The organism is Williamsia sp. 1135 (genome assembly GCF_002095395.1).
In the GTDB taxonomy this organism is placed as follows: Bacteria; Actinomycetota; Actinomycetes; order Mycobacteriales; family Mycobacteriaceae; genus Williamsia.
In genome coordinates this window covers 1-26,861 of sequence record NZ_MJEI01000077.1, presented here as the reverse complement: position 1 = coordinate 26,861, position 26,861 = coordinate 1, and the positions used below count along the sequence as shown (strand labels likewise).

The following is a 26,861-nucleotide window of genomic DNA, read 5'->3' as shown; positions in this document are numbered from 1 at the left end:
CAGCTCGATCTCTTGGCTCACGCCATCCCCGGAGGGACTGTCTTGCCTGACAGATCTCAGGATACTGCTTGCGCAGATGAGCTCGCAATCCTTAAACACCGCGTGTCGCGCGCCGATCACGATCACCTCCCCCGCACTGCGAAACGATGCTGACGTGGTGGCGGCGCTGGTCGCCGAGAACGACTGCCCGGATAGACTCCGATCGCACCCACTCCTACCGGTCGACGACCTGGCCGAAAAGTCTTCCCGAGTTTCCGATCGCCACGTACCTGGCTGATCGCGCGGGCAACTATCGCCTGCTGGCGTTTGACTTCGATGTCGGGCGCTACGGATGCGACGCCGTCGATGTTGACTGGTCGATCCTGGCGAAAGTGCTCGATGATCTCGACGTACCGCACCTAGTTGTGCGGTCGGGTCCAGCCGGTGGAGTCCATATCTGGGTGCGGCTTTGCGACAAAGGCGTCGAAGCGCCGCTAGTCGCAGGCGTAGGGCGCGCAATTCGTGCGCACCTACCAACGCTCGACATCACTCCACTGAGCAACCCTCAATCAGGTGCCGTGCGAATCCCAGGCTCGTCTCATCGACTGAACGGCAGCGCCACTCCCCTGCTCACCGGCACGGACCTAAATCGTGCTCTCCAGGCAATGGACCAAAACCCTGCTCCCCCAGAGCTCATCGATTGGCTTCACGCTCGCTTCCCAACGCAACCCCGACACGATTTGAACCTGGCGGGGTCGGGTCCGACAGAGATCGAGTTAGTTGGGGCCGGGTCCAACCAACGACTGAATCGAGCCAAGACAGCGTTGTCACCCCGCACAACTAAGCTCCTCCAGGCGCCCATACCGTCCTCGGCAGACCGTTCCGCGGTCGCATGGACCATCATTCTCGGCATGGCGGCAAGCGGCTGGTCCTGGAAAGATGTTGCTAAGGAGCTGAATCAACCTGGGCTCACACGAATGCGACTGGATCATCGACAGTGCGAAGCCCGAGCAATCAACCAGTGGCATAAGGCGCTAACTACGGCTGCACGGACGGCGTGGCCGAGAGCCGCACTAGATCGAGTGGATGAGGACCCAACTACTGATCTGATCGCAGGCGCGGCACAAGCGATGTTCACAAATCCGCGCCACTGGGCCCGCCCTGGCTACACAAGCGCCCAACGTGTACTGACCGCTTTCCTCAGCATCTGTATCGCGGCTCACACTGAAATGATCAACATAGACGTCCGACGCCTTGCAGAGAACGCGAACGTCCACGCCGCCACGGCCTCACGCGCCCTCCACCGCTTAGAGGGAGAAGCGTGGATCACCTGTGTGGATAAGGCAGTAGGCACGTCGGCCGCGACCTGGCGGCTAAACGCTCCACCATTAGACACAGCTGCAACACAAGTGGAATCACGCCCCCCTCTGCAGGTGCTCCAAACGCGCCTGAACCACGCGCAACACGACGTCTGGGTCTGGGGCGGAGGACTCGGTGGGTGCGCTGAGGTAATTCACCTGAGCTGGGAGAATGGTTCTACAGACGCGGGTCAGATTGCCGTAGACACCGGATACGGTTTAGCAACCGTAGATAGATGGCTACGGCGACTGCATGCACTCGGAATGCTTTGCGCGCAACCAGCATGGAAAAACGCCGCCAGCACGCTTGGAGTGGGCGGGACCACTCTGAATAGGGTCCACCGGCATCGTCGTGAGCGACTAGTTCGTGAGTGGTGGGACCAAGAGCTGGCCTGGCGGAGATTGCGAGGAAAGCGGCGCAGGCGCGGTCCACGCGCAGCAGATACGACCCCGGGCATCACATCGCTACCAATCGCGGTGCCGGCGCGAATGCGCTACGGCCGCTTTCCGACCACAACCGGTGGTCGAATGGCGTATGCCGATGCATACGCCCACGTGGAACTGCATGAAAGGTACCGGGTGGTGGCGTGATCTACCTGATATTCCTATGGGAGAAATGCATCCAAAGCAGCGTGGCAAAGCTGAGACCGGTTCTCCGCCGAAATCTCATCGCTCGCGGCCAAATCATCGATCGCAGTAACATTCGCCTTCCGCGTGCGGAACGATATCGCAGTCCGGTCCTCAGCTTTACGCGGCGTTGTCCTCACAAAAATCCCATCCGACTCTTCGTCCGGCCGGAGTCGGGAGACAAGGAGGGCCAGCTCATCACGGCTGGACACGATCGCATCCATAACAATGCTCGCGTACGAAGCCTCGTTGGCCTTGGCGTACTTCTTGAGGCGCTGCACCAACGTGACTGGCAGCGAAAGCGTGACCGGCACTGTCACATTCGCTGCCCGGTCCTCAGCTCGCCTGGGCTGCCGCTCAGGCTTAGATGGCTGTCGCTGGATTCTGGCAGCCACTGGGGCCTCAGTGTGGGCGTCAGTCGAGGGGGTCGTCCGCGACTCGCTCGCTTCAGGCCGTGAACGGCGCGGCGGCGGCGGAGGCAGTGAACTAGTCCGTGCGAGCCCCGGGACTGCGGTTAACGGTGTCCGGTCCGTCACACTGCTTCCTCTCCTACGCCGGTGGACTCAAGCTGCGCGATTCGCTGCAGGATCTCCTGGCAGAGAAGCACGTAGTCTTCTGCGAGTGCCGGTGCGCTCCCGGGCACACGAGTGGGCTTGCGACCCTCTTTGAGGGCCTTCCAATAAGGCTCGGCGTCTTCCACTTGCTCCGCGAGCTCGTGAATCAGCTTTCCCTCCTCGCGAGACTGTACCGCGCAAGTCTCGGTGTGGCGTATGACTGACCCGAAAAGAGGAGCTGCACCGCCGAGCGCATTTGTGATGTCCGCAACCGCGTTGCGGCGCACGGCCTTAGCTGACGTAGAGACGTCAAACAGGACTGCGCCGAGAACGTCGATATCGGGATGAAACTCGCGAACGTGATTCAGTTGCGTCGCGAGGGCGCCTAGTCCAAGGATGCTCGCCCGGTCGGGCTTCGTGGGCACAACGATCCACCGCGTTGCGCCTAGTGCAACCTGAAGCAAGCTCGGTCGCGTGGGGGGCGTGTCCAAGACGATGAGATCGTAGTCGCCGGCGATCGGAGCCAACGCTTCGGCCAGCGTCGCGTGAACCTTCTTCGCACGCTGCGCGCGGCCGACGAGTATGGACTCGAGGTCATCAAGCGCATCGCCGCCGGGGATGACGTCGAGATTCGGACGAACGTCGCGAATTACTGGCTGAAGTTTTTGGCCAGTACCTATCGCATCGAGTAAGTGCTGACCGTTGTCCGTAAGACCTTGTTGGTTGTAGCCGAGGTCCTCCCCTGCGTTGCCCTGTGGGTCTAGATCGATGAGCAGAGTGCGCCATCCAGCTGCGGCTGCAAGGCCAGCGCAGTTCACCGATGTGGACGTCTTGCCTGCGCCCCCTTTTCCGTTGGCGAACGCTACTACACGCTGTAGCTCGTGGGTTAGTTCATGCATGACTTCCCGCTTTCAGTCTCGGAATATTGGCTGGTCTACGGCGAGGCATAGGGCACAGTGCGATGCGAGGTATGTGATGCAGCGTACGGCCCACCACGTGGCATCCGGTAGAGCGACACGCAGTGATTTACCTAGTTGATGCGCTGTGTCTGGATCTAAATCCCGATGCAAGATGCATCGTGCAGTGCTGTGTGTGGTGGAGGACAGTTGAGGCAGTAGGTCGTATCTGAATGCACTACGTGATGTGTACTGCAAGTTGGGCCTCACGGCGTGGCGCGCACCTGCCGCTAGTTGACCCAATAAGGCGAGGGGTACGGCATAGCGAATTGCGAGACGTACATGAACATCTAGTGCCAACAGTCGGGGTGACGGTAGGCAATTTTTTAGGACGTGCACTAATGCATGCATTAAGACATGAGTTAACTGCCCTTGAACTGCTGATATTCGAAACGATCGTTGTTTGGAAGGTTGCGCTTAAGGCACGTTGGGGTGGTTGGTAGATGGTGTCCTGCAACGTCCGGGGGGCATGATCTGGGCCAGCTAACTGACGTGCGATTTGGTTGACCAACGGGCTCAGGCGGAGTGAAATGTGCAGGCATCTCCCGGCCGCGCCGCCCAGTGGATTGCATGATGTCGCGGTCCTCCGACAGACCGAAGTCTAGTGGTGAGGAGGCACAGTTGAGGCGGCCCGCCGCTGGAGACGACGATGCGGTTGTTGGTCGCGCCGACGAGGGGGCGGCACAGCAACCTCGGTTCTCGGATGGCGCGTAGCTTGCCGCCCTGTCGGGGCCGATGCACTGTTGTTGTTCGAAGGTTCCCATCGGGAGCCAGATCGTGGGCCACAATAGAACTCGCGGACGAACTCAGGCTCCACTCCAGTGCCAACGGGCGCACTACGATATGCAGTGAAGCGCACCTTAAGCCTTGCATTAAGCCTTGCATTAATGCATGCACTAGAACTTCCAGTGTTGGCGTCCAGTTCAGTTAACAACGCGGATCAGACCGGCCCGTGCGTCGAGTCCGCCGCCGGCGTCGGTCGCCGATTGGGCGAGGGCATCGGAGCCAGGCAAACTCCGGTAATCACTCGCCCGTGCGAGTAGTTCGTCCGATGATCTAGGAAGCTTCCGGGGTTTATCCGGCGTTCAGTGGGACCAAGTCGCGCCGACGAAGTGAATACCCAGAGCCGCGATCGGCCAGTGGACCCGCTGGGCGACCAACTTCGGCGACGTGAACCGGCTCGCCCCCCCCAGACAACTGACGATCCACCCCGACCCTGCGGTATCCGAGGGGCGCGCAGTCGCGGATATTGAGCCAGACGGAGATCCTCGGGCCCCGCCGCGAAGGTCCGCCGGCCCGCATACGTCAAACGGGCCTGCGCAAAGAGCGTTGGCTCCTGGTCGCTGGTGGTGGTCCAATGAACTGTGCCGGATTGTGACCGGAGCTGAGATCGCCGTGACCGGTCACTAAAACGAGCGGCTGGGAAGCCTTGTAGCGAGCCCGTCGGTGCCTGGTCGCCCGAATGCGCCGACCACTTGAACGAGCCCACGGATCGGTCGGTTCTAGAGGCCCGCCAGCCGAATCGTACTGTGACGAAATAATGTAGTTTTCAGCAGCACCGGGGGAGTGGCCTCTGGAAAACCGCGGTTGGAGAGCGCACGGGGCTCCGCGCGGACCCCGGAAGAGTTGGCGCCCGAACGGCCTGCGATACACGACCGACGAGCTACAGGCACGGACAGTCGGGTCATCGGCCCGACGGCATCGGAGGAAGATGAGCTTGGAGGCCGCGCGCTGGACCGCAATGCGCGCTGCACTTCGGCCAACGGCCTCGCTGTGCTCCACGCGCCGCGGCCCAGCAACCGCTCTGCGACCATAAGAGTCGGATTGTTGGTCCGCAGCCGGCGGTGGAAACGACCGTCGCGTTCCGGCGTCCTGCAGTCATACCGCCAGTAGCTGACAACCGACTGGCAGATCTGTGCCGGCATAGTTCGTTAGCAGGCTTAGTGAACATGGCTCGACAACACGTCTGCGCACGAAGACTGCGGCCTTGGTCAGCGCAATCTGGTTTCCGCAGGTCACCATGGCCGCCATCCACGAGCAATCATCGATGCCCCGGCGAGTGGCAGTGCTCTTGTAGCTCGAAAAGGAGCACAATCGGCTCGTTCAAGGGAGGGACCGCGAGAAGTTAGGGACCTGGCACAGTCACATCGCGAAAACGCGAAGAATCCTGCGCTAAATCCAATTAGCGCAGGAGGGCGGCCGCCTAACTGCATAAACGCGTCGCAGTGGGGCTACTTCCAGCGGGCAGCCGCGAAAGCTCGCGTTCAGGGCGCGCTGAAGGTTTGGTTAAACCCAGGAGCCGACACCGCGGGCCTGAGGCAGGGGAGAAGCCCCCATATCGTATGGCCGATCGGGCAGTCGAGCTCAAGGGAACAAGCTCGAACCTCAAATATCTGCAACAACATCTTGTGGGAGGACGACAGAGGAAGCGTCGACCGCGTGCCAAGGCAGGCGACTCGCGCCACCGCGCCACCAAGCGGGCTGCCCGCCACAATCGGCGTGCTGCGCAAGCTCGTATGATCGACCCCTCGATCGAAGCCCTCGTCGTCGCGTCACGCAAGCGACCGGACCTCGTTGGTCCGATACTTATGAGTAGTTTTAGTCGGCGCCGCGAGCGGGTTGCTGAAGACCAAACACTATTACCTATGCGCGCGTGGTACGAGCTCGCGAAGGTGCCGCTGGCGGACCACTTGTTGAGTCGAATGGGTGCTCCATGGCCTCCCGCGAAAGACATTATCCTCTCGGTCGACTGGGTCTCTTCGATGCGGTGGGGCCTTGACCACTTCACGTACTCAGCCCGCCTGCTCCGAAGCGATCTGACTGTGGGCGGGGTGCTGTCGGTGCGAATGCTCATCGAGCGATGGACCCTCAACGTGGCACACCACCACAAGATTCACCGTCGCAGTGATGAAGCTGATTCTGACTTCATCACGAGGGCATGATCCATTCTTCCAGGTGCGGGGACTCTTGGCCGACGGCTGTCGAATCTTCTTGTCCGGTGTAGACTTTCGTCTCGGCGGGCAGGGTGAAGATCTTGGTCTGGATCGATTCGATGATGGTCGGGAAGTCCGAGAACGACCGTCCGGTGGCGCCGGGCCCGCCGGAGAACAAGGTGTCACCGCTGAACAGGACACCGAGTTCGGGTGCGTAGATCGAGCAGGAGCCGCGGGTGACCAGGTGTGTTGATCACCACGAGCTCGGTACCGCCGACGGTGATCTTCTGCCCGTCCTCTCTTGACAAGTTCGTTGCTCTCAGTGAAACTACTCGAAACCTGTATGTACAGGTTCATACATAAGTAGGTGACTGATGGTTGTGAAGCATCGACTGATCGCGAATGAACTGGCCGGGCGAATCCGGCGAGGTGAGTTCGGCAATCGGGAGCGGTTGCCCGGTGAGATGGTGCTCGCCGACGAGTTCGCGGTCAGCAGAGGAACGGTTCGTCAGGCCCTGACCACCCTGCAACGAGAGGGTCTGATCGAAACTTGGACTGGGGCCGGTTCATTCGTGACCTACGACGGAGAAGAGATCGATGATGGCTTTGGTTGGACCAAAGCTCTCAGACGCAAGGGAATCTACACGTCTCTGGACCTAATGGCCCTCGGTCGAGTCGAGCTGCCCGTTGTGGCCCGCAGGTTGTCATTGACGAAAGATCATTTCCTACTTGTCGAGCGAGTACGAAAGACCAGCGACGATCAACCCATCACGCTGGAGCGCAGCTATATTCCATGGCGTTCGTCCCTCGAAACGGTGATAGCTACAGGGCTGGTAGATGGTTCGATCAAAGAGACCTTGGCACAGCACGGGATGTTGGCTACCGCTGGTGAAGAATCTATCGGTGTTGCGATCCTCGGCTCACACGATGCCGAGATGCTTGGTCGGCCGGCGGGCGATGCCTTTCTGGAAACCGAACAGACGAACTACGACATGCATGGTCAGGTTGTCGAGTTCGTGCGAAGCCTTCTGCATCCACAGCATTTTCGGCTTCACCATTCCTTTGGAGGACACCGATGAACGACGCCACAATCGATCGTGCAGAAGGCGCGCTGCTCGGGCTCGCGGTGGGTGATGCATTGGGTATGCCCACCCAATACTTGGCCCCGGACGTGGTCAGGGCCCGGTATGGGTTGCTCGACGGATTTTATCCCGGCCCCGAAGACAACGACATCAGTCGTGGTGTGCCGGCCGGGCACGTCACTGACGACACTGATCAGGCGATCATTTTGGGAAACCTGCTCGTTGAGGGAGGGGGTGCACTCGACCCCACTGCGTTCGCCAAGGCGCTCTTGGTCTGGGAAGAGGAGATGCGTGCTACCGGATCGCTGGACTTGCTGGGCCCCTCGACCGTGAAGGCATTGGCCCTTGTATCGCAGGGGGTCTCGCCCGATCTCACCGGGCGTTGGGGGGATACAAATGGGGCGTCGATGCGAATTGCACCCGTCGGCATCGCCCACCTCAGCGAGCCACTCGAGAATCTCGTGGACGCTGTGGAAGATGCGTGTCGTGTCACCCACAACACCGGGATCGCGATTGCCGGCGCGGCTGCGGTGGCCGCGGCAATCAGCTCTGGCCTCGACGGCAGGCCGCTACACGAATCGATCGAGATTGCCATCGCAGCGGCCGAAATCGGCAGTCGCAGAGGCTACTACATCGCGGGCCCGGACGTTGCCGCGCGAATCGATTGGGCCTTAGGCGTCGTTCGTGACCTCGAGCCCGAGGAGGCACTTGACCGCGTCATCAAGCTCATCGGTGTCGGGGTGGCCACACAGGAGGCGGTTCCTGCCGCCCTTGCGATCGCATCTTTGTTTCCAACCGATCTATGGGCGGTGACCCGTCACGCGGCGAGTCTGGGCGGCGACTGCGACACGATTGCCGCGATCGCAGGCGCCATTGTGGGTGCGCACGTCGGCGCGTCGTCGATCCCTCTCCCTGTGCGCGAGCAGCTCGCTGTCGCGAACCCTGATCTCCGTCTGCGCGGTCTAGCGCTCTCGCTGCTCGAGCTCCGGGCCAATCCGGCCAAGCGCTAAGACTTTCACCTCACGTAAACCCCCTCCATCAAGGACCATCAAATGACCGAACAGACTCGCGACCGCGTTGGCGTCATCGAAACACGGGGTATCGAACCGATTCCAGATAGTGAACGACACGGTAAGCCGATCGGCCTGTTCTGGATGTGGTTCGGCGCCAACATGGGTGTGCTCGGTATCACCCTGGGCGCCGCGCTCATCACTTTTCAGGGACTTAACGTGGCTCAGGCGATCTTGGTTGCGGTGATCGGATCAGTGGGTTCCTTTCTCCTCGTCGGGTTGCTCAGCATTGCCGGTAAACGTGGAGGCGCACCAGGTTTGACACTGTCTCGGGCTGTGTTTGGTGTCCGTGGCAACTGGGCACCGACTCTCGTCGCGTGGCTGGGTTTCGTCGGATGGGAAACCGTCATGTGTACCACGGCGGCGTTCGCGTTGCTGGCGCTGTTGGATTTGGCTGGGGTTGCAGCGTCGGTGCCACTGACGGTGGTCTGCGTCCTGGTCACGGTGGTGCTTGCAGCGGTAATCGGACTGTTTGGACACGCAACGATCATGTGGGTGCAGAAGTGGTTGACGTGGGTCTTCGGTGGGTTGACCGTTGTCGTGGTGGTCTTCCTCGCTGTCACGGTGGACTGGGCCGCAGCGTTTGACCAGACCGGAGGTCCGATGAGCTCAGTCGTTGCGGGAGTTGGGTTCATCGCTGCCGGAACGGGTTTGGGCTGGTTGGCCGCAGGTGCGGACTACGCACGCTATCTCCCTCGTCAGGTGCAATCCCGGCGCATCGTCGGGTCCACTGTGTTCGGCGCCGCCGTGCCGCTTGTCGCGCTGGTGACGATGGGTGCACTGATGGCGGTCGGCGACGCGGACCTCGCTTCGTCCAACGATCCCGTCGCCGCGGTCGGGAACGCCCTACCCAGCTGGATGTTGGTGCCCTACCTGCTGACGGCGGTCTTTGGGCTGATCGCCGGAGCGGATCTGTCCATGTACAGCTCGGGCTTGAATCTGATCACCGGCGGCATCAAGGTCAAACGCACTACGGCGGTGGCGGTCGATGCCCTCCTGATTACGGTGGGCGGCCTGTACATTACGGTGATCGCCGACGACTTCTACGGTCCCTTCACGACATTCCTGACCCTGCTCGCGGTTCCGCTGACTGCTTGGGCCGCAGTTTTCCTGGTGGATCTGGCCGGCCGGCACCACTATGACGAGCCAGGGTTGATGAACACTTCCGGACCCGGTCCGTATTGGTATCGGGGCGGGGTGCGCTGGACCGCGCTGATCGCGTGGGCGGCGGCGATTGTGTTGGGACTGTTGTTCACCCATACCCAGTCCGGTGACACGGTGTGGTTTGCCGGCCCGTTGTCGGATACCTGGGTGGGCCAGAACTCACTTGGATGGTTTGTCAGCGGCCTGTCCGCGGCGCTGCTGTTCTTGGTACTGCGCCGGATCGCCGGTGAAGAATCCGTTTTTCGTGCGCCGGCCGTCGTCACGCAGACTGCAGATACTGAGGCGATTACCTCAGAGCCGGTGGTGAATCCGTGACATCGTCAGCTCGGGTGGTATCGACAGGCAGCATCCTGGTCGATGTCATGGTTGAGGTTCCCTCGCTGCCTGAACGCAGCAGTGATGTCGTCGCCACTGGGACGCGGACTCGCGTAGGAGGAGGTTTTAATCTCGCCGCAGCCGCGGCCCGGCAGGGGATCTCGTGTGTGTACGCCGGGACCTATGGCGTCGGTCACTACGGCTCGATCGTCAGAGCGGCGCTCGACGCAGAGGGCATCAGTGCAATGGGTACGGCTCGCAGCGATGGTGACAGCGGCTTTTGTGTTGTCATGGTTGAACCGGACGCGGAGCGGACTTTTGTGACTGTGCCTGGAGTGGAGGCCCGGACTTCACTTGATGAACTCGAGAACCTTGATATCCGAGAGACGGATCTGCTGGCAGTGTCCGGTTACGACCTGTTGTATCCGATCAGCGGCGCGGCTCTGACGCCATGGTTGGCCTCCGGCGTCGGAGCTCAGCTGATTGCGCTGGATCCTGGCCCTTTGGTGCTGGAGATCCCCCAGGATCGGCTGCGCCCGGTGCTGGAGCAGACGGACATCGTGTCGCTCAATGAGCGCGAGGCGCAGTTGGTGGCCGGAGCCCCGGGTCTTTGCGGCGAGAACCTGGTCGGTGCGGTACGCAACGTCCCTGGCTTCAACGTCTCGATATTGTTGGTGAGGCAAGGCGCGGCGGGGTGTCTGGTATCCGCACCGCACTTGATCGATGAGGTCGTGAACATCGCTGCGCCCGCAGTGACGGCCGTGGATACCACTGGCGCCGGAGATACGCACACAGGGGTGCTGTTGGCGGAACTGGCACGAGGCGAGAGCCTCCGCGCGGCGGTGAAGCTTGCCAATCACGCAGCTGCGATTGCGGTGACACGACCAGGGGCATCCACGGCCCCCCGTCGAAACGAGGTTCTGCGGTCTATCGATCAAACGTCCTGACCGCAATCCTCCCAGATGGTCAACCAGTCCCGGCGAGGCCGCAGACTGCGTCGATGATGGTATCTGCCGACTGCTGCCTCGTCCCGAGCGCGACACGCACGAACGGCGCGATGTCAGATCTTGCGACTGCGCGCACGGTCATCCGTCCCCGCTGCGGACCCATGCTGGTGTCCACGGTAATGGTCACCGTAGGAGCGTCTGTCAGCTCCACGGCGCCGACGGCGAGCGCCGCGGCCAACGGGTCGTGGGTAGGGCACCACAAGCCAGCATGGACCGGCCCGTAGGAGTCGAAGTACCAATCCAGCATCATCCCCACGGAACGTATTGCAGCGCTGGGGGAATGGAGGAGTCGCTGTTTGTCAGCAACGCTAAGCAAATGCTTGTTGGTGATGTCGATTGGCACCAGCAGGAGCTGGTGCCAACGTGCCGTGAACGTCGCTGCTGCGGCCTCGGGGTCACCGAGAATGTTGGCCTCGGCGTACGGAGTTACATTGCCGGGTACGTGTGCAGCGCCTCCCATCACCGTGATGGACGCGATCGCATCGGGCAGATCGGGCTCGCGGCGCAGCGCTTCGGCGATGTTTGTCAGCGGCCCGGTAGCGATGATGTGAAGCGCACCCCGATGCCGCTGAGCCAACGTGATCATCTCCTCGACTGCTCCGGCTGTGGGCGGTGGCGGCGTACGCGCGGGTGCAAGGGTCACTCCGCCGATTCCGTTGGCGCCATGAAATTGCGGTGCGCCGCGAGGATGACCGAGCAGGGGTGGGTAGTCGCAACCGACCGCAACTGGGATGTCCGAATGCCCGAAGAGGGCCAGGATCCGGCGCGTATTGTCGGCTGCGACGGTGGCGCTGACATTCCCGCTGACGGTGCCGACCAGATCAGGTGGGTGGCCGGCACCGAGCAGAAAGGCCAGCGCCAACGCATCGTCGATGCCGGTGTCACAGTCCAGATAAAGCGGGCCACCGACCGGGATCATGACACGGCGCGCCCAGATATCAGGGACAGGCCGATTTCGTAGGCTTCGCGCAGATCGAGCCCGTCGTATTCCACGGAGGCCAGTTCACGGACCTGTGGGCTCGCGTTCATGGCCACGGTGTTGGGAAGCCAGCGAAACAAGGGGACATCGGAGGTCGAATCACCGTAGGCGACGCAGTCATTCGCGCCGAGTCCGTACTGTAGCAACAGGTCCTGAACGATGGTGACCTTGTCGTCGGCGGACAACAGCATGTCTTCGTGCGGTTCGATGCCGATCTCGATCCCGGTCCCGAACGCACCGTGCGCGCCCCACGATGTGAAGCGCCTGACGAAGAACTCGGGCGACTGCGAGATGACAACGCTGCGCTCGCCGCGGCGGGCGATGTCGGCGAAGACGTCCTGGACCGCATCGATCCACGGTGCGTTCAGAAAGGCGTGATCGATGTCGGCCTCGGTCATGTCAGCCCAGATGGGCAGACATTGCTGCCAGAACTGGATGTCGGTGATCCGCCCGAGCAACCAGTTCTCTTCGATTTCTTCAGCGATCGCCATGTTGCCGCTGACCTTCGATATCTCGATTGACGCGGTCGATCGCAGAAGCGTGCCGTCCATGTCGAAAATGTGCAGCTTGGTCACAGGGTCATTGATCCCTTCGAGGTTTGTCGGCACTTGTGACGATATCGACCCGGTGGTCGGGCATTGCCCTGACCACCGGGTCGAAGAGAGGAGGGCTCAGGCGACTGCGGCGTCCTGACCGCTGACGGCGTTGCGTAGGGGCGCGATGGCCGCCGCGTAGTACGCCTCCGGTACGTCCTTTTCGCTGAGTTCGATCAACTCACTGAAGTCCCACTTCTTGAGGAGCTTGCCGTTGCGGAAGACCGGCTTGAGCAGATTCTGCTCGGGGCTCACCGAGTCGCGCTGCACGGTCTTGTACTCGCCGTCCTCGAAGGTCAGGGCGAGACGCCCCTTCTTCGACGTCTTCATCAGGTCACCGGTGGGGGACTTGCCGATAGCACGCCACTCACCGTTGACCATGACCGCGCTGGCCTTCTGCCCGAAGTTCATCGTGTCTCGGTTGCAGTGCTGCAACAGCCCGCCACCCATACCGAAGACGGCGTTCTCGGCAGACATTCCGCGCCGCTCCATCTCGGCGAACACCAACGGTAGGCTGTCCCGGTTGACGCCATCGCCCTGCACCGTGCGGACGAACGGCGGCAGCACCTTGAAGCCCTTGCTGTTGACTTCATAGCCGAATGCATCCATCAACCATTCGGTCGTGTCCGCGGTCACCTGGACGACATCGCCGGAATCTGGGCGGACACCGACGAGTCCGGGGAAGTTGCGGACCTCTTCGGCGAGTTCCTTGCCGATGATGTTCTTGACAGCGTTCTCATGGTCGTACGTGTCCGTGAGCAGCAGTGCGCATCCGGACGGAGCGTGGACCTCGAGCATGTTCCGCATTGCCGCGGCCTCATTGTCACGACCCCAGGCCGAGAACCCGGCGTGCTCGGAGTTGGGGCCGGAATTGGACGGCGCCACCGCGTTGTAGATCTCTTTCGCGGCGATGATGCCGGGCACGGTGTCGCTTTGGGAGAAGTTGACGAGATGCGCGAGTCCACCGAGAGCGGCCGACTGCTGCGAGCTGACGCCGCGGGCGCCGTAGTCGTGCAGCATGTGCCGAAGTACACCGGGATTGTCGGAGGTGCGGTCCAGGGCCTCGCGGATGACGGCCTTGGCAAGCCAGCTGATGGTGCCGACCGTGGTCGGGTACCACACTGCGCGCAGCAGAGCGGTCTCGAAGAAGCTGGTGGCCCAGAAATACTTTGGGTCGGTGTTGATGATCTGGACCAGCACGTTCTTGGTCGGCATCACCAAACCCTCTGGGACCGCCTCGATCTCGACGGGTAGGAATCCACCGTGGTCGTTGAGGATCCCCATCCAGTTCTCACGGTTGAAATGCATGCCTTGCTCGCGCATGTAGTACTCGGCCTGATCGATGTCCTCGAGCGTGATGGGATGCATGAGGTAGTCACGGAGGAAGGCCTGCAGACCGACGAACATCGTCACTGGGAACTCGCCGCCACGGGATTCGATGTAGCTATTCACGTACTCGGTGCCCGGTGGGTAGAGCGGGTAATGGCAGTGCTTGTAGTTATCGGTGTTGATGATGATGTTGTCGTAGCTGCTGCTGAGCGGCATTTCTGGTTCCTGTCGATTGCGGGTGGATTCGTTTCTACTGGTCGTTCTCGCCCGGTGGTGTTTCGCAGATCGTCTGAGGGTCGGGCCGGTGCGCGTCGACGAGTCCCTGTGGGACGGCACTGTTCATCTTGCCCCGACGACGGTAAGGCGTTGGTTAACACGATGTTTCGATGTCGGAGGACCTCCGAGTCGGAGTTGTTTGCCCAGGTGGCCGAGGTGATGCACCTCGACAATGTGGTGTAACACACACCACTATTATCGTTTCTACTTGTGAATGCAAGAGGTGCAAGGGCACGTAGTAATCCCTGGGGCGTCTGACAGGCCGCCGGACGGTGGAAGCTCTTCAGGAAGTCCAGACTAAAGGCCAGTTCAAGGCCTAGTTTCGTTCGTCTGGTCTGGCCGCTGTGAGCAGATCTTATTGTTGGGTTCACATCTCGACGGTCCTCATCGGGTGATCGCTAGAATGCGTTCTACCGTAGGGCCAGGCGCGCAGACGGGTTGAATGTGTCCGGAGGGATTCATCAGGTTGTGCATGAGTTAAACGGCACACCCGAGCTGCCGATGCTGACAAGAGAACGCGGCGAGGCGAGGCGATGAGCGGCTCGTGCCGGATTGCGCTCAGCGCAAAAGTGATTCGGTAGGGAGGTCTACTGCGGCCGCTACTGCATCAGGTTCTTGCTACGTGGCGAGTTGGATCACCGGTGATGTCCATGGCCATGACGATCATGGCGTCGATGCGTCCTGCACCATCGACACCGGGGGAGTGGTGTGGGGACGAGGGTTAGTCGCTCGGCGTAACAACCGAGTCCCTGACCTGCAGTGTGGTCGGCAGCGGGTCGGGCGATTCCGGGCCGGCGGTGTCCTCGATGAGGTCCGAGAGCAGCGATGCCGCCTGCTGGCCCATGTCGCGAGCCGGCTGGCGGACAGTGGTGAGTCGTGGCGTCAGCAGCGAGACGAACGGGAGATCGTCGAAACCGACCACACTCAGATCGGTGGGGACGGTGATGTTTCGTGAACGGCAGTATTCGAGGGCACCGACGGCCATCAGATCGTTCGCGCAGAGGAGGGCGGTGGGTCGATCAGCGGGTGGGCCGGAGAGGAACTTGTCGGCGCCGTCCCATCCGGACTGTTGGTGATAGTCGCCCCAATGGATGGGGACCGAATCGGGCTCGATCCCGATGGACGCGATCGCTTCTCGGTATCCCGACAGGCGTTGCTGTGTCGACCACAGGTTCTTCGGTCCGGCGATGATTGCTAACCTGCGATGGCCGAAACCGATGACATGCGCAGCGACCTCACGCGCTCCACGGCGGTTGTCAGAGACGATCGCGGGCAGATCAAAACCGGGCACTTGCTCGTCGACGAGGACCACCGGTCCCAGTCGGGTGAGCTCGAGCAGGGACCGCGGCGACGTCATGGCACCCGAAAGGTAGACGATGCCGTTGATCCGCTGGCTGCGCAGTAGTCGACCGTTCACCGATTCTGCCGCGCCCGTGGCCTCCGGGGCGCACAGGACCACCAATCCGCCACTGGCAGAGACCGTCTGCTCGACGCCCTCGACCAGCAACGCGAAGAACTGATTTGAGAGTTCGGGTACAACCAGGCCGATGGTTGGGGCCGATCTCCTCTTGAGGCCGCGGGCGGCTTCGTTCGGGGCGTAGTCGAGGACACGTACCGCATCGAGCACCCGGGCTTTGCGTGCCGGAGCAACCGGGCCGCTGTCGTTGAGAACGTAGCTCACAGTGCTGACGGAGACGCCCGCGTGGCGAGCGACGTCCTTCATCGTTGGTGGCCGACCCTTGTTCATAGAGGCATCAATCTACCGCCACCCGCGCCTGCAACCCGGACGTGGGACACGTGTCGATCGTTGGCGGGCCCGCGACGCACACCGGGCGCGATCATCCCATCATCTTGCCACCGTGGCCCCACCGTTCGCGCGGTATGCCGTGTATCACGACCGTCGTATCCGCGGCAATGTCCTCTCCGAGCACAGCCGATACCGCCTTGGTCAGTTCTGCAACCATGTCCGAGGCGAATTGGTTGTCAGCGAACCGATCCTCGAAAAAGCTTGCTTCTATGTATGGCATTTCTTGTGCCCTTCTTCCTGTTGTTCAACCATCGAGATACCTGTGACAAGGGATCGCTCGTGAAGGGCAGGCGCTCTCCACATCAATTCGTCGACACCTCCAGCTCGAGTGCCTCTGATGACGCTGCCAAGTAGGTGCTGATATCGCGTCCGGACCGCAACACGGATTTGATACCCCCGCGCAGGAGAGATATGTCATCGAGAACCCCCTGGTCGACGATCAATACGTCGCCGATGGAGCCGCTTCGAAGAGAGCCGACATCTGGCCTGTCCAGCAGATCTGACGCCGTTCCGGTCGCGGTTGCCAGAGCTTCCATCGTTGACATGCCGTGCTCAACATAGAGTTCGAGTTCTCGATAATGTGCCCCAAATGGGCAGAGCGTTCCCGACGAGTCCGTGCCCATCGCAATCTTGACTCCTGCCGAACGCGCGAGACCGAAGGCCTCCAGCGTTCGGTCATGTGCATCACGCAGACCCTCGACACCCGACGAAGTCAGGCCGCGTTCGGTGCCTTCGCGTTGACACCAGTCGTTGAATGCCATGGTGGGAACCAGATAGATTCCTCGACGCACCATCTCGCCGGCGCAGTCCTCGTCGAGGTAGGAGCCGTGTTCGATACTGTCGACGCCGGCCTCGATGCTGCGACGAATGCCCTCGAGCGATAGAGCGTGCGCGGCGACACGTAGATCCATGTCATGAGCCTCCTCGACAACTGCAGAGAGCTCGGCAACGGTGTAGTTGGGCCAATGAGGCTTCTCTCCCTTCGACATTCCGCCACTGGCCATCACCTTGATGAAGTCTGCTCCGCTGCGGGCTTGCAAGCGGACCATTTCCCGACAGGCGTCGACGCCGTCGGCGGTATCCCACTTGCGTCGGGATGTGTATGGGGGGTAGAACAGGTCGCCGTGACCGTTCGTCATGGTGATCCACCACGGGGCGACAACGAGATTCGGCCCGATCATCAGACCGTCAGCGATCATGTCTCGCAACTCGGTCTCGCCGACTCCCCGGTGGCCCATGCAGCGCAGCGTCGTGAATCCCGCGCTGAGCGCCCGCAGTGAGTTTCGATAGCCGTGTAACAGCTTCTCGGGACCGGTCCGCTGGCCACGGAAGACATCGCTGGCAACGACCCGGCGGCTGTCTGAGTTCGTCGTCAGATGCACATGACAATCAATCAGACCTGGCAACACCGCACACCCTGTTGCATCGATGCACTCTGTACCCGGGGGAACGACGTCCGCGCGGTGGTCGCCGGCATAGCTGACCCTGCCGTCCTTGATGTAGAGGAGGCCCGCCTTGTGGCACTCTCCAGAACCCAGCCACAACAGGCCGTTCTCGATGGCGATGTCATTCACTACCTACCTACTAACTGTTCAGTACGAATCGCCGTCGGTGACTGCGGCTTCGGCCACACTCCTGCAATGCCGAGCACTACTCGGGACGTGCGTCGAGGACAACTGTTTTGTTCTCCAAGTATGCCTGCAGGCCCGCGACGCCACCTTCGCGGCCGATCCCGGACCTTTTGAAACCGCCGAATCCGATGCCGAAGTCTGCGCGGTTGCCATTCTGTCCGACAGTGCCGGAGTGCAGCGACCGCGCGATCTCGAGGACTCGCCGCGACTCATGGGTGAAAACAGAGGCATTGAGGCCGAACTCGGTCGCGTTGGCAATTCGTACGGCGTCATCTACATCACGGGCAGACAACACCGCCAGCACCGGACCGAATATCTCTTCCTGAGCGAGCCGAGATGTCACCCCGACATTTCCGAATACCGTTGGCTCGACGAAGAAACCGCGATCGAGGTGAGGGGGACGACCACCGCCGTACGCCAGGGTGGCCCCTTCTTGCTGTCCGATCTCGATGTAGTTCTCGATGCGTGCCCTCTGTCGCTCGGTGGCCACCGGTCCAACAGCGACATCCGGGTCGTAGGGGTCGCCGATGCTCACGCGACTGAACTCGGCCGCCAATGCATCAACCATCTCGTCGTGACGACTTTCGGAAACGATCACCCTGGTCAGGGACGCGCAGATCTGTCCGGATAGAAAACACTCGGCCGAGGCAATCGTGTGTGCTGCCTCTGCGATATCGAAATCGTCGAGAACGATGGCCGGCGACTTCCCGCCGAGCTCGAGCGACGACCGGGCAATACGACTGCCGAGGATGCCGCCGATTCGTTTACCCGCTTCCGTCGACCCGGTGAAGGCGATCTTGTCGACACGGGGGTCGGTCACCAGCGCCTCGGACGCGGCGCGATCCGCGGTGACCACGTTCAGCACCCCCGCCGGAAGTCCGAGCTGCTCAGCGATCTCAGCCATGAGATAGCCCGCACCGGGCGCCTCCGGGGAAGATTTCACGATGACCGTGCATCCGGCGAGCAAGGCCGGCGCAATTTTGTAGGCCATGAGCGCCATCGGCGAATTCCACGGGATGATGGCGCCCACGACGCCGACGGGCTCTTTCACGATCATTCCGAAGTCGGCGCCGTTGGTGGGCGTGACTTCCTCCTCGAATGTGAAGCTTGTTGCCAGGCCCGCGTAGTACCGGTAGGCGTCGATCACTTCTCTCATGACCACGTCGACCGACGACGCCAGTATCCCGGTTTCGCGCGGCCAGATCTCGACCACGTCATCGATGCGTGCTTCCACTGCATCTGCGATGTCGAGTAGGACCCGGGCCCGCTCTGCATGTGTCAACCGCGGCCACGGTCCATCGTCAAATGCTGTGCGAGCGGCGGTGATAGCGCGACCGATGTCCTCGACATCGGCATTGGGCACCGAGTAGTACACCAGTTCACTGCTCGAGTCGACGACGTCGATCGATGTAGTCGAGTGCGGTTGAACCCACTGACCGCCGATGTACAGGCTCTCGGTGAAGGAGAGCGGTACCTTCGGAAGTGTTCTCATTCTCGTTTCCTATTCATCTAGGTGGCGATGTCACGTCAGCTCAGGCAACGCAAGGGTCATCCTCATACCTACGCAGCGGCGGGGGCCAAAGGCCGACTCGCCTTCACGACCACAGGCTAGAATCGTTTCTACACCCAAACGTATTCCCTGGCAACCGCAGGTAGCAGAACTCGTTGCGATTCCGTAGGTGGGATCGGCGCCGCCCCTCAACGTGGGTTCGTGAGCTGAGAGGGGGCCGTCGCGTCCGTTTTCGTGGTTGTGAAGATACCAGCCCGTGACGTGCGCCGCAGCGTCAGACTGAGGTGCCTGTTGTGGCACCGCATCGGCTGGGGCCGGCGGCCTCGAAGGTCGTTCTCCTCTCGTGTGGCGAGCACCCGAAGAATCGATTATTCTGCGGGTGGTGGATGACCACTCGGACCGGGGCTTCTGCCGGCTGCGTTGTTCGTCGTGTGCTTTATCTATCACGAGAACACCGCCGTGACTTGAGGCCGGCCGGGCCGGTGTCGTCCAAATCATCTGCGGGGGTTACGGAGTCGTCGAGTAGGTCCTCGGTAGGGACCTGGGGTGCGGGTGTGATCCGAGCCTATCTGCGCATCGATATGTACAGCGGAGGACCCGCCATGATAGAATCGTTTCTATTGGCGTTGACCGCCTGAGGTTTGGGTCTTTATCACGAGGCTTCAAGATATCGACGGCCTCGGCGGCGCAGGGCTGGGGCCTGAAGATCGGGCCCCACCTGAACAAGACATTCCACCGGTATAGAGGGGATTACATTTCATGAAGATCTGGTTCACAACACCGTTCTTTTACCGCGACATGAACCGTCCGTGGTCAGAGCTCCTCAACGACATGCTCAGCATCGTCGACGCGGCGGAGAATCTCGGTTTCGAGGGCGTCACGGTCAACGAGAACCACTTTCAGAATTACGTGAGCAATCCTTCGTCGATGATGTTCAGCGCTTTGGCTGCAGCGCGTACCAAGCGTTTGCGGATCATGCCCGGCATCGTGGTGCTTCCGTACTACAACCCACTGCTCATCGCATCGGAGATGAGCTTCCTCGACCAGATGGCACCTGGTCGCATCGGCATCGGGGTGGCTCGCGGAGGCAGTCGTTACCCTCTCGATCGCATCGGCATCGACCCGAAGGACTCGCGCGAAATCTACGAGGAGTCCCTGGAGATAATCAAACGGGTGTGGATGGAGGACGACGTGTCATACGAAGGCAAGTACTTCTCGTTCCCGCCGACCACGCTCGTTCCCAAGCCGGCCTCAGATCCCCACCCCGAGTTGTGGACCGCCTCGCAAAGTATCGACGGAGTACGCCGCGTCGCGCATCAAGGCACCAATCTGATCACGGCACCGAACTATGGCAATTTCGAGCCCTACGGCGATCTTGAAGCGCTGCTGGAGGCCTACAACGACGAAATCGACAAGACCGGCCTGGCCCGCCAGCAGGTCATGGCCCTGCGTCACACGTGGCTCGGAAGCACAGAAGAAGAAGCCACCGAGTATTTCGATGATGTGCTCAGTGAATACAACTACTACCTCACCTTGGTGCATGCCGGCAGCAACAGCAACAAGACCAAGGAAGAACGACTGGCAGCACGCGCCGACGGCGAAAAGGACGACTCTGTGGTCAGGGCCGGCGCAATGGTACCCGCACAGGAGTCGGTCTCCAAGGATGGGCTTTTCGAAAAGTATGCTGACCCGATCCTCACCACGCCCGATCGAATGATCGAGAGGTTCAAATCTTACGAGGCACTCGGTGTCGACCACATGGCGTGTCTGGTCGCCGTCGGCCAGCCCATCGGGGCCGTCATCAAGAACATGGAATTCATGGCCAGAGAAGTTCTTCCCGAGTTCTCCTGAGCCCCAGTCGAGTTCCCCACAAACTCGAAGTCGGGTTGACGATGCGCGACCCAAATACCTCGACCTACCTCCGGGACTTCTGCCCGAACCCTGACGCCACACAGGAGAACACCATGGAACCACTCAACATCCTCTTCGCCGGTGAATCGTGGATCAAACACACGATCCATATGAAAGGTTTCGACCAGTTTCACTCGACTGAGTACGAGGAAGGCGCCACCACCTTCCTCGACAATCTCGCCTCAGACGGCCACACCGTCAACTACGTGCGCGGACACGAGATTTCGTCGCGATTTCCTACATCCGCGCACGAGATCGACGAGTACGACGTGGTGGTCATCTCCGATATCGGCTCGAACTCGTTTCAGCTTCCCGATGAGACCTTCCTGCGCTCGCAAACTTCACCCAACCGGCTCGGCGTGGTGGCAGACTACGTGGGCCGAGGCGGCGGACTGGTCATGATCGGGGGCTATCTTTCCTTCACCGGGATCGACGGCAAGGCTCGATTCGGTATGACCCCACTCGCCAACGTTCTGCCGGTGACCATGCTGCCGTATGACGACCGGATCGAGGTCCCCGAGGGCTGCAAGGTCGAGGTTTGTGCGCCTGAACACGCCGTACTCGGCGCAACACCTGGAGATTGGCCGCCGCTCTTGGGATACAACCGAGTGATCGCCGACGACACTGCCGAAGTCATCGCCCGTAGTGGGGATGATCCCATCCTGGTCACCGGTGGATTCGGCGCGGGTCGCGCGGTCGCTTTCACCTCGGACCTCGCCCCACACTGGGCGCCGCCAGAGTTCGTCGAGTGGACTGGCTACCCGATTTTGTGGAACTCGATTCTGTCGTGGGCCAGTGGACGGTCCTAGCCAAGTGGCGGTTGTGGCGACAAGTCCCGGGGAGTGGCAATGAACGACGGGGTCCTGGTGATCGGCGCACTCAACGTCGACCTCGTGGTTGTCGCGGATCGGTTGCCTGGCCCGGGCGAGACCGTGGTCGGTCCTCGTCTCGACAAGTTCGGAGGCGGCAAGGGCGCCAATGCCGCAATCGCCGCTGCTCGCATGAACGCACCGGTTCGCTATTGCGGCGCTGTCGGATCCGACGATCTGGGGCGCGAGGCGCTGGCCGACCTGCGCAGCGCGAACATCGACGTCGTCGACGTCGCAGTACTCGAGGACGTTGCGACCGGCACCGCCCTGATCGTCGTCGACAGTGCGGGAGAAAACCAGATCGCAGTAGCTGCGGGAGCCAACGCCGTCGTCGACCCGGCGCTCGTTCGGTCCGGCGTCATCCGTGCCGCAGGCTGGGCCAGTTGCGTGCTGGTCAGTACAGAAATCTCCTCGGCGGCGGTCGAAGCGGCGGTCACCACGGCCCGTGATCTACGACTGCTCTGCGTGCTCAATCCTGCACCCATGCGCACCGACCTCGTCGCGGCCGCGCACACCGCGTCGATCCTGACCCCCAATGCCTCCGAGCTGCGCGACCTGTGCAACGTGCTTGCAGTCCCGTACAGCGACATCGCCGATGCCGCAGTAAGGGTCGCGCAGGCCACCGGTGCCCGCCTGGCCGTCACTCTGGGTGCCGGCGGAGCGCTTGTCGCCTCCCCGGACGGTACAACCGGACCGATCCCAGCTGTGGCGGTGCCAGACGTCCGCGATACCACCGGCGCCGGAGATACGTTCAATGGCGTTCTCGCAGCAGGCCTTTCGGTAGGAATGACTCTTACCGCAGCCAGTACCCGAGCCGTGGCAGCAGCATCTCTATCCGTGCGCCACAGTGGCGCCCGGAGTGGCATGCCTTCGGCAGAGGAGGTCGACGCGGCTCGTCTGTGATCGTGCCCTTCTACAGGCTGAACATCGGAACGGCCACAGCCGCCCAGTGACAACCTATGACACCCGTGACAACTACTCGGAAAGACCACCATGACGACCTCTCTCCCCTTCGGTTTTCAGAAGAAGTTGATGATGTTCTCGGGCAGAGCCAACCCGGCCCTGGCCGCGTCGATTGCCTCGCACCTCCAGGTCGACCTCGGAATGATCACCCTCAAGACCTTCTCGAGCGGCGAGGTGTACTGCCGGTTCGACGAGTCTGTTCGTGGGGCAGACGTGTTTCTGATTCAGCCGATGTGCGCAAATCCTGAAGAGGGCCTCAATGCCAACGATGCACTTGTCGAGCTGCTGGTCATGATCGATGCTGCCGTCGGTGCGAGTGCCCACCGCGTGGTGGCCGTGACACCGTGGTTCGGGTATTCCCGCCAGGACAAGAAATCTGCTCCGCGAGAGCCGATTTCGGCGCGAATGGTTGCACGCATCTTGGAGGCAACCGGCGTTGACCGAGTGCTCACCATGGACCTGCATGCTGGTCAGCTCCAGGGCTTCTTCAGTATCCCGGTTGACCACATGACTGCGCTGATGATGCTCGCCGACCATTTTGCCGATCTTGATGATGATCTGGTGGTGGTCGCACCTGATGCCGGACGGGTGAAGCTCAACAAACAGTTCGCCACCCGGATCGGCGCCGGCCTGGCGATCATGGACAAGGAACGCCCCCAGCAGCAGGTGGCTGAGATCACCAATGTGATCGGCGATGTGCGGGGAAAGACGGCGATCATCGTCGACGACATCATCGACACCGCGGGCACGCTACGCGCGGCAGGGGAAGCGGTGCAGCAGGCCGGAAGTCGCCGGGTCTTTGCCGCAGCCACGCATGCGGTATTCAGCGGACGAGCGTACGAGAACCTCTCCGATTCGCCGTTCGAGCGCATCGTTGTCACCGACACGATCCCGCTGCGCCCCGGTGCCCCGTCGACCATCGATGTGGTTTCCTGCGCGCCGATGTTGGCCGACACCATCGGCCGCATCTTCACCGACAACTCGGTCAGCGAAGTATTCGGCGGGAAAAATCATGTGTTCTGAAACGCAGAAGGAAGTCAGAGGGCACGTTGTGGAATCCACTCATCTCCGAAGCGTGCAGGACGCCGCCGGCATTGTGGGCACCGTTGAACTGCGAGCCACATTCAGCCGGTTCCCGAGCGGGGTGACCGCGCTGTGTGCCACCGGTTCATCTGAACAACCGATCGGCATGGCCGTCAGCGCTTTCGTCAACGTGTCGTTGGAGCCGCCACTGGTGGGCGTCTTCGTTCAGAAATCGTCGACCACGTGGCCAGAGCTGCGTTCGCGTCCACGCATCGGGCTGTCAGTGTTGGGGGCCAACCAGAAGGCAGCGTGCCGACAACTCGCCGCCCGCAATGTCGACCGGTTTGCCGGCTTGAGCTGGGAGACAGGGCCCAGCGGGGCGTTGTTTCTGCACGGTGCCACCGCCTGGCTCGAGTGCGAAATCGAAGTGGAGACCACCACCGGCGACCATGAGTTCGTCCTGCTGCGTATCCTCGGGCACCGCACCGAGGAGGAACAGGACCCACTCATATTCTATGCCAGTCGATTTCACGAACTGTCCACCCCGCAGTCGTAGCCGCCAGCAGCGAAGGAACACCATGATCTTCGAAGTCCGAGAGTATGTCGCCGTACCCGGTCGTCTACCGGCAATCATCGACCTGTTCAACAATCACACTGCCCCCACGTTCATCCGATACGACATGGAGTTGGTCAGCGCCGGCCGCACACTGATCGGCGAGAACTCATTTGGCGAATTGGTCTACACCCTTCGCTTCGCCGATCTCGCAGAGCTGGAAAGCAAATGGACCCAGATGCTGTCAGATCCCGACTGGCAAGAAGCATTCGCCGATGCCGAGAGGGACGGTGCACTGATTCAGAGAATGCGTCGGCGGGTGATCGATGACGACCCCATCGAAGCAGCGCCGTGATCATTCAGATCAACGCCAGCCACGACGTGCGAGTAGTCAGCACAGCCGAAGACGAGATCGTGGTGGTGACGTACGAAACCCTGCTTCCCTATCTGCCCGGAATCGTGCAGCTGCACGGGCTGGGGCACGTTACCGGCCACACCGTCGAACTCGAAGAGAACTGGCCAGGGTGGCCGCCCGATTCAACCATCGGCCCCCGGGCGGCAAAGATCGTCACCAAGCCAGGAGCGCTGCGTTAAGCAGATGTGCGTGAGTCTGAGGCGTTTCAGGTGGGGCTGGGCGTTATACTTTTGAGCGGTACGCGTATTTCGGCGCAGATGCCCCACGTGATGCTTCGTGTTGACGTCCGGAGCATGCGTAATGAGGTCCTGACGTTCGGTCACATGGTCGAGTCCCGCATCTTGCCGCCATCGTGGGCTCTAATTTCAAAAGTCCTTGTGCAAGATCGCGGAGTGTGGCACCTGCGGCTTGCAGGGCGAGCCCAATGTGATAAGCCGCCGAAACCCGTCGGGCCGATGGATATCGGCGCCACCAACACTTCCTTGTCGAACAGTGACCAGGCCCTCAGTCTCCAGAATGCGCAATGCTTCGCGGACTGAGGGGTAGCTGACCCCGAAATCGCGGACTAGTTCATCTTGGGTGGGAAGTTGATAGCTCTCGGCTGCCAAGATCAAGCTACGCAGGTCGGCGGCAATGGTTTCCGCGACGCGGCGGTTCGGCACCCGACTATTCCGTGGAGCGCTCACACAGTCGACTTTCGTCTCATCGGTCAACCTTGATCTGAGGTTCCCCCCAGGTAGTGGACACCGAGCTAGCGGGATCAGCGGTTCCGCTGGGAGGATGTTCACATGTCGCGGAAGCGTCGGTCGTTCACGACCGAGTACAAGGTCGATGCTGCGCATCGAGTGATCGATTCTGGTCGATCCATCGCCGAGGTCGCACGAGACCTCGGCCTCAACGAAGGCCTGCTGGGGCGGTGGGTCGCTGATGAGCGCCGGCGCCTGGACGCAGCGCGGCGAGAGGGCGATGAGCCACTGACCGCAGTCGAGCGCGACGAGCTTGCCCGGCTACGCCGGCAGGTCGCCGATCAGGAGAAGGACATCGCATTCTTGAAAAAAGCGTCGGCGTACTTCGCGGCGAACCATCAACGGTAGAGAAGTACGCGTTGATGGCCACGGAGTGCGCCACCACAGCAATCAGTCGAATGGCCACCCTGCTGGGTGTGTCAGCCTCGGGTTACTATCGGCATCTAAAGTCAACCAGGGCAACAGAATTAGGGATACAGAGGCAGCGTCGGGAAGAGTTGGCTGTGCGAATCGCTTCGATCCACGAAGACTCCCACGGTGTCTACGGATCGCCGCGGATCACCGCTGAGCTACGCGCGCGGGGCGAGTTCGTCACCGAGAAGACCGTCGCCAAAATCATGGCCGAGCGGGGCCTAGCTGGTATCAGTCCGCGCACCTTCTCGCCGCCGACGACGATCGTCGATCCGTTCGCGACGTTCCCGCCGGATCTGGTCGACCGCGTCTTCGATCAGGGCCGCACCGACGCCGTGTGGACGTCGGACATCACATATCTGACTTGCGGTGGCGAAGACATGTATCTGTGCGTGATCAAGGATGAGCATTCGAAGCGGGCGTTGGGGTGGGCTGTGGCCGATCACATGCGCGCTGACTTGGTGACCGATGCGGTCGATATGGCTGCTCGTACCCGTCGCGGTCGAACCAAGGGCATCATCATGCACTCGGACAGGGGATCTCAGTACACATCGTCCTTGATGACGAATGCCTGCGGGAAGTACGGTCTGCTTCGGTCGATGGGTCGGACCGGGGTGTGCTGGGACAACGCCGGTGCCGAGAGCCTGTGGTCGACGTTCAAGCACGAGCACTACTACCGCCACAGCTACGTCTACAAGAGCGAACTGGTTGCTGCGGTTGACAATTGGTTCGACTACTACAACACTCGACGGAGGCACTCAACGATCGGGATGCTCAGTCCCATCGACTACGAGATGTCA

General features: G+C 61.4%; 23 protein-coding genes and 1 pseudogene. 13 read left to right on the top strand and 11 right to left on the bottom strand.

Translation table 11 applies throughout. The features are described from left to right. Positions 1-1,942: 1,942 nt before the first annotated feature. From BFL43_RS07715 to BFL43_RS07700, 3 genes and pseudogenes are all read right to left on the bottom strand, one after another. Complete coding sequence (locus BFL43_RS07715) at positions 1,943-2,278, bottom strand: hypothetical protein (protein WP_168176558.1); 336 nt, start codon at positions 2,276-2,278, stop codon at positions 1,943-1,945. Positions 2,279-2,496: 218 nt separating this feature from the next. Beyond that, on the bottom strand, positions 2,497-3,417 hold the full coding sequence (locus tag BFL43_RS07710) for a ParA family protein (protein ID WP_084891988.1): 921 nt from the start codon (positions 3,415-3,417) through the stop codon (positions 2,497-2,499). A gap of 2,985 nt (positions 3,418-6,402) precedes the next feature. Further along, positions 6,403-6,706, bottom strand: a pseudogene (locus BFL43_RS07700) (MBL fold metallo-hydrolase); the annotation flags it as partial. Positions 6,707-6,787: 81 nt separating this feature from the next. Between BFL43_RS07700 and BFL43_RS07695 the strand changes: the two are divergent. Genes BFL43_RS07695 through BFL43_RS07680 form a run of 4 tightly spaced genes read left to right on the top strand, consistent with a single transcriptional unit; the run spans position 6,788 to position 10,985 of the window. Beyond that, entirely contained in the window at positions 6,788-7,486 is a 699-nt protein-coding gene (locus BFL43_RS07695) for a GntR family transcriptional regulator (RefSeq protein WP_168176557.1), read from the top strand. Next, positions 7,483-8,499: an ADP-ribosylglycohydrolase family protein gene (locus BFL43_RS07690; protein WP_084891985.1), complete on the top strand. Its 1,017-nt coding sequence runs from the start codon at positions 7,483-7,485 to the stop codon at positions 8,497-8,499. The genes BFL43_RS07695 and BFL43_RS07690 overlap by 4 nt, the downstream gene beginning before the upstream one ends. 42 nt (positions 8,500-8,541) lie before the next feature. After that, positions 8,542-10,038: a cytosine permease gene (locus BFL43_RS07685; RefSeq protein WP_084891984.1), complete on the top strand. Its 1,497-nt coding sequence runs from the start codon at positions 8,542-8,544 to the stop codon at positions 10,036-10,038. Further along, positions 10,035-10,985, top strand: coding sequence for a PfkB family carbohydrate kinase (locus BFL43_RS07680; protein WP_143695163.1), 951 nt, complete (start codon positions 10,035-10,037; stop codon positions 10,983-10,985). Before BFL43_RS07685 ends, BFL43_RS07680 begins: the two co-directional genes overlap by 4 nt. 19 nt (positions 10,986-11,004) lie before the next feature. Here the strand turns inward: BFL43_RS07680 and BFL43_RS07675 are convergent, their stop codons facing one another. The 7 genes from BFL43_RS07675 to BFL43_RS07645 all read right to left on the bottom strand — a co-directional run bounded on the left by BFL43_RS07675 (position 11,005) and on the right by BFL43_RS07645 (position 19,152). Continuing rightward, positions 11,005-11,964, bottom strand: coding sequence for a nucleoside hydrolase (locus tag BFL43_RS07675; protein ID WP_084891982.1), 960 nt, complete (start codon positions 11,962-11,964; stop codon positions 11,005-11,007). Then, positions 11,961-12,599 carry an HAD-IB family phosphatase gene (locus BFL43_RS07670; protein WP_240498125.1) on the bottom strand — a complete coding sequence of 213 codons (639 nt, stop codon included), beginning with the start codon at positions 12,597-12,599 and terminating at the stop codon, positions 11,961-11,963. Before BFL43_RS07670 ends, BFL43_RS07675 begins: the two co-directional genes overlap by 4 nt. 96 nt (positions 12,600-12,695) lie before the next feature. Then, on the bottom strand, positions 12,696-14,162 hold the full coding sequence (locus tag BFL43_RS07665; RefSeq protein ID WP_084891981.1) for a nicotinate phosphoribosyltransferase: 1,467 nt from the start codon (positions 14,160-14,162) through the stop codon (positions 12,696-12,698). 781 nt (positions 14,163-14,943) lie between these two features. Then, positions 14,944-15,945, bottom strand: coding sequence for a LacI family DNA-binding transcriptional regulator (locus BFL43_RS07660; protein ID WP_084891980.1), 1,002 nt, complete (start codon positions 15,943-15,945; stop codon positions 14,944-14,946). 115 nt (positions 15,946-16,060) lie between these two features. Beyond that, entirely contained in the window at positions 16,061-16,249 is a 189-nt protein-coding gene (locus tag BFL43_RS07655) for a tautomerase family protein (protein WP_084891979.1), read from the bottom strand. A gap of 82 nt (positions 16,250-16,331) precedes the next feature. After that, positions 16,332-17,603 carry an amidohydrolase family protein gene (locus BFL43_RS07650; RefSeq protein WP_084891978.1) on the bottom strand — a complete coding sequence of 424 codons (1,272 nt, stop codon included), beginning with the start codon at positions 17,601-17,603 and terminating at the stop codon, positions 16,332-16,334. Between the two features lie 76 nt (positions 17,604-17,679). Beyond that, positions 17,680-19,152 (bottom strand): aldehyde dehydrogenase, encoded by a 1,473-nt coding sequence (locus BFL43_RS07645; protein ID WP_084891977.1) that lies wholly within the window; start codon positions 19,150-19,152, stop codon positions 17,680-17,682. Between the two features lie 777 nt (positions 19,153-19,929). On the opposite strand from BFL43_RS07645, the gene BFL43_RS07640 reads away from it, so the two are divergent. The 7 genes from BFL43_RS07640 to BFL43_RS07610 all read left to right on the top strand — a co-directional run bounded on the left by BFL43_RS07640 (position 19,930) and on the right by BFL43_RS07610 (position 25,083). Continuing rightward, complete coding sequence (locus BFL43_RS07640) at positions 19,930-21,021, top strand: LLM class flavin-dependent oxidoreductase (RefSeq protein WP_084891976.1); 1,092 nt, start codon at positions 19,930-19,932, stop codon at positions 21,019-21,021. 113 nt (positions 21,022-21,134) lie between these two features. Then, entirely contained in the window at positions 21,135-21,890 is a 756-nt protein-coding gene (locus BFL43_RS07635; RefSeq protein WP_084892022.1) for a glutamine amidotransferase, read from the top strand. Between the two features lie 39 nt (positions 21,891-21,929). After that, a complete protein-coding gene (locus BFL43_RS07630) occupies positions 21,930-22,853 on the top strand; it encodes a PfkB family carbohydrate kinase (RefSeq protein WP_084891975.1) in 924 nt (307 codons plus the stop codon). 90 nt (positions 22,854-22,943) lie between these two features. After that, positions 22,944-23,936 (top strand): ribose-phosphate pyrophosphokinase, encoded by a 993-nt coding sequence (locus BFL43_RS07625; protein WP_084891974.1) that lies wholly within the window; start codon positions 22,944-22,946, stop codon positions 23,934-23,936. Positions 23,937-23,988: 52 nt separating this feature from the next. Next, positions 23,989-24,492, top strand: coding sequence for a flavin reductase family protein (locus BFL43_RS07620; protein WP_240498124.1), 504 nt, complete (start codon positions 23,989-23,991; stop codon positions 24,490-24,492). Positions 24,493-24,514: 22 nt separating this feature from the next. Next, the gene (locus tag BFL43_RS07615) at positions 24,515-24,844 is read left to right on the top strand and encodes an NIPSNAP family protein (protein ID WP_084891973.1); all 330 of its coding nucleotides are present in this window, start codon (positions 24,515-24,517) and stop codon (positions 24,842-24,844) included. After that, positions 24,841-25,083, top strand: a complete 243-nt coding sequence (locus BFL43_RS07610; RefSeq protein ID WP_084891972.1) for a hypothetical protein — start codon at positions 24,841-24,843, stop codon at positions 25,081-25,083. The genes BFL43_RS07615 and BFL43_RS07610 overlap by 4 nt, the downstream gene beginning before the upstream one ends. Before the next feature lie 186 nt (positions 25,084-25,269). On the opposite strand, the gene BFL43_RS07605 is transcribed toward BFL43_RS07610, so the two are convergent. Further along, the gene (locus BFL43_RS07605; protein ID WP_240498123.1) at positions 25,270-25,746 is read right to left on the bottom strand and encodes a GntR family transcriptional regulator; all 477 of its coding nucleotides are present in this window, start codon (positions 25,744-25,746) and stop codon (positions 25,270-25,272) included. Between BFL43_RS07605 and BFL43_RS07600 the strand changes: the two genes are divergently transcribed. Beyond that, complete coding sequence (locus BFL43_RS07600) at positions 25,693-25,998, top strand: transposase (protein ID WP_084889730.1); 306 nt, start codon at positions 25,693-25,695, stop codon at positions 25,996-25,998. The two genes, BFL43_RS07605 and BFL43_RS07600, sit on opposite strands and share 54 nt — an antisense overlap. Next, on the top strand, positions 25,950-26,861 hold a 912-nt coding region (locus tag BFL43_RS07595), incomplete at its 3' end, for an IS3 family transposase (RefSeq protein ID WP_168176492.1). The genes BFL43_RS07600 and BFL43_RS07595, both read left to right, overlap by 49 nt.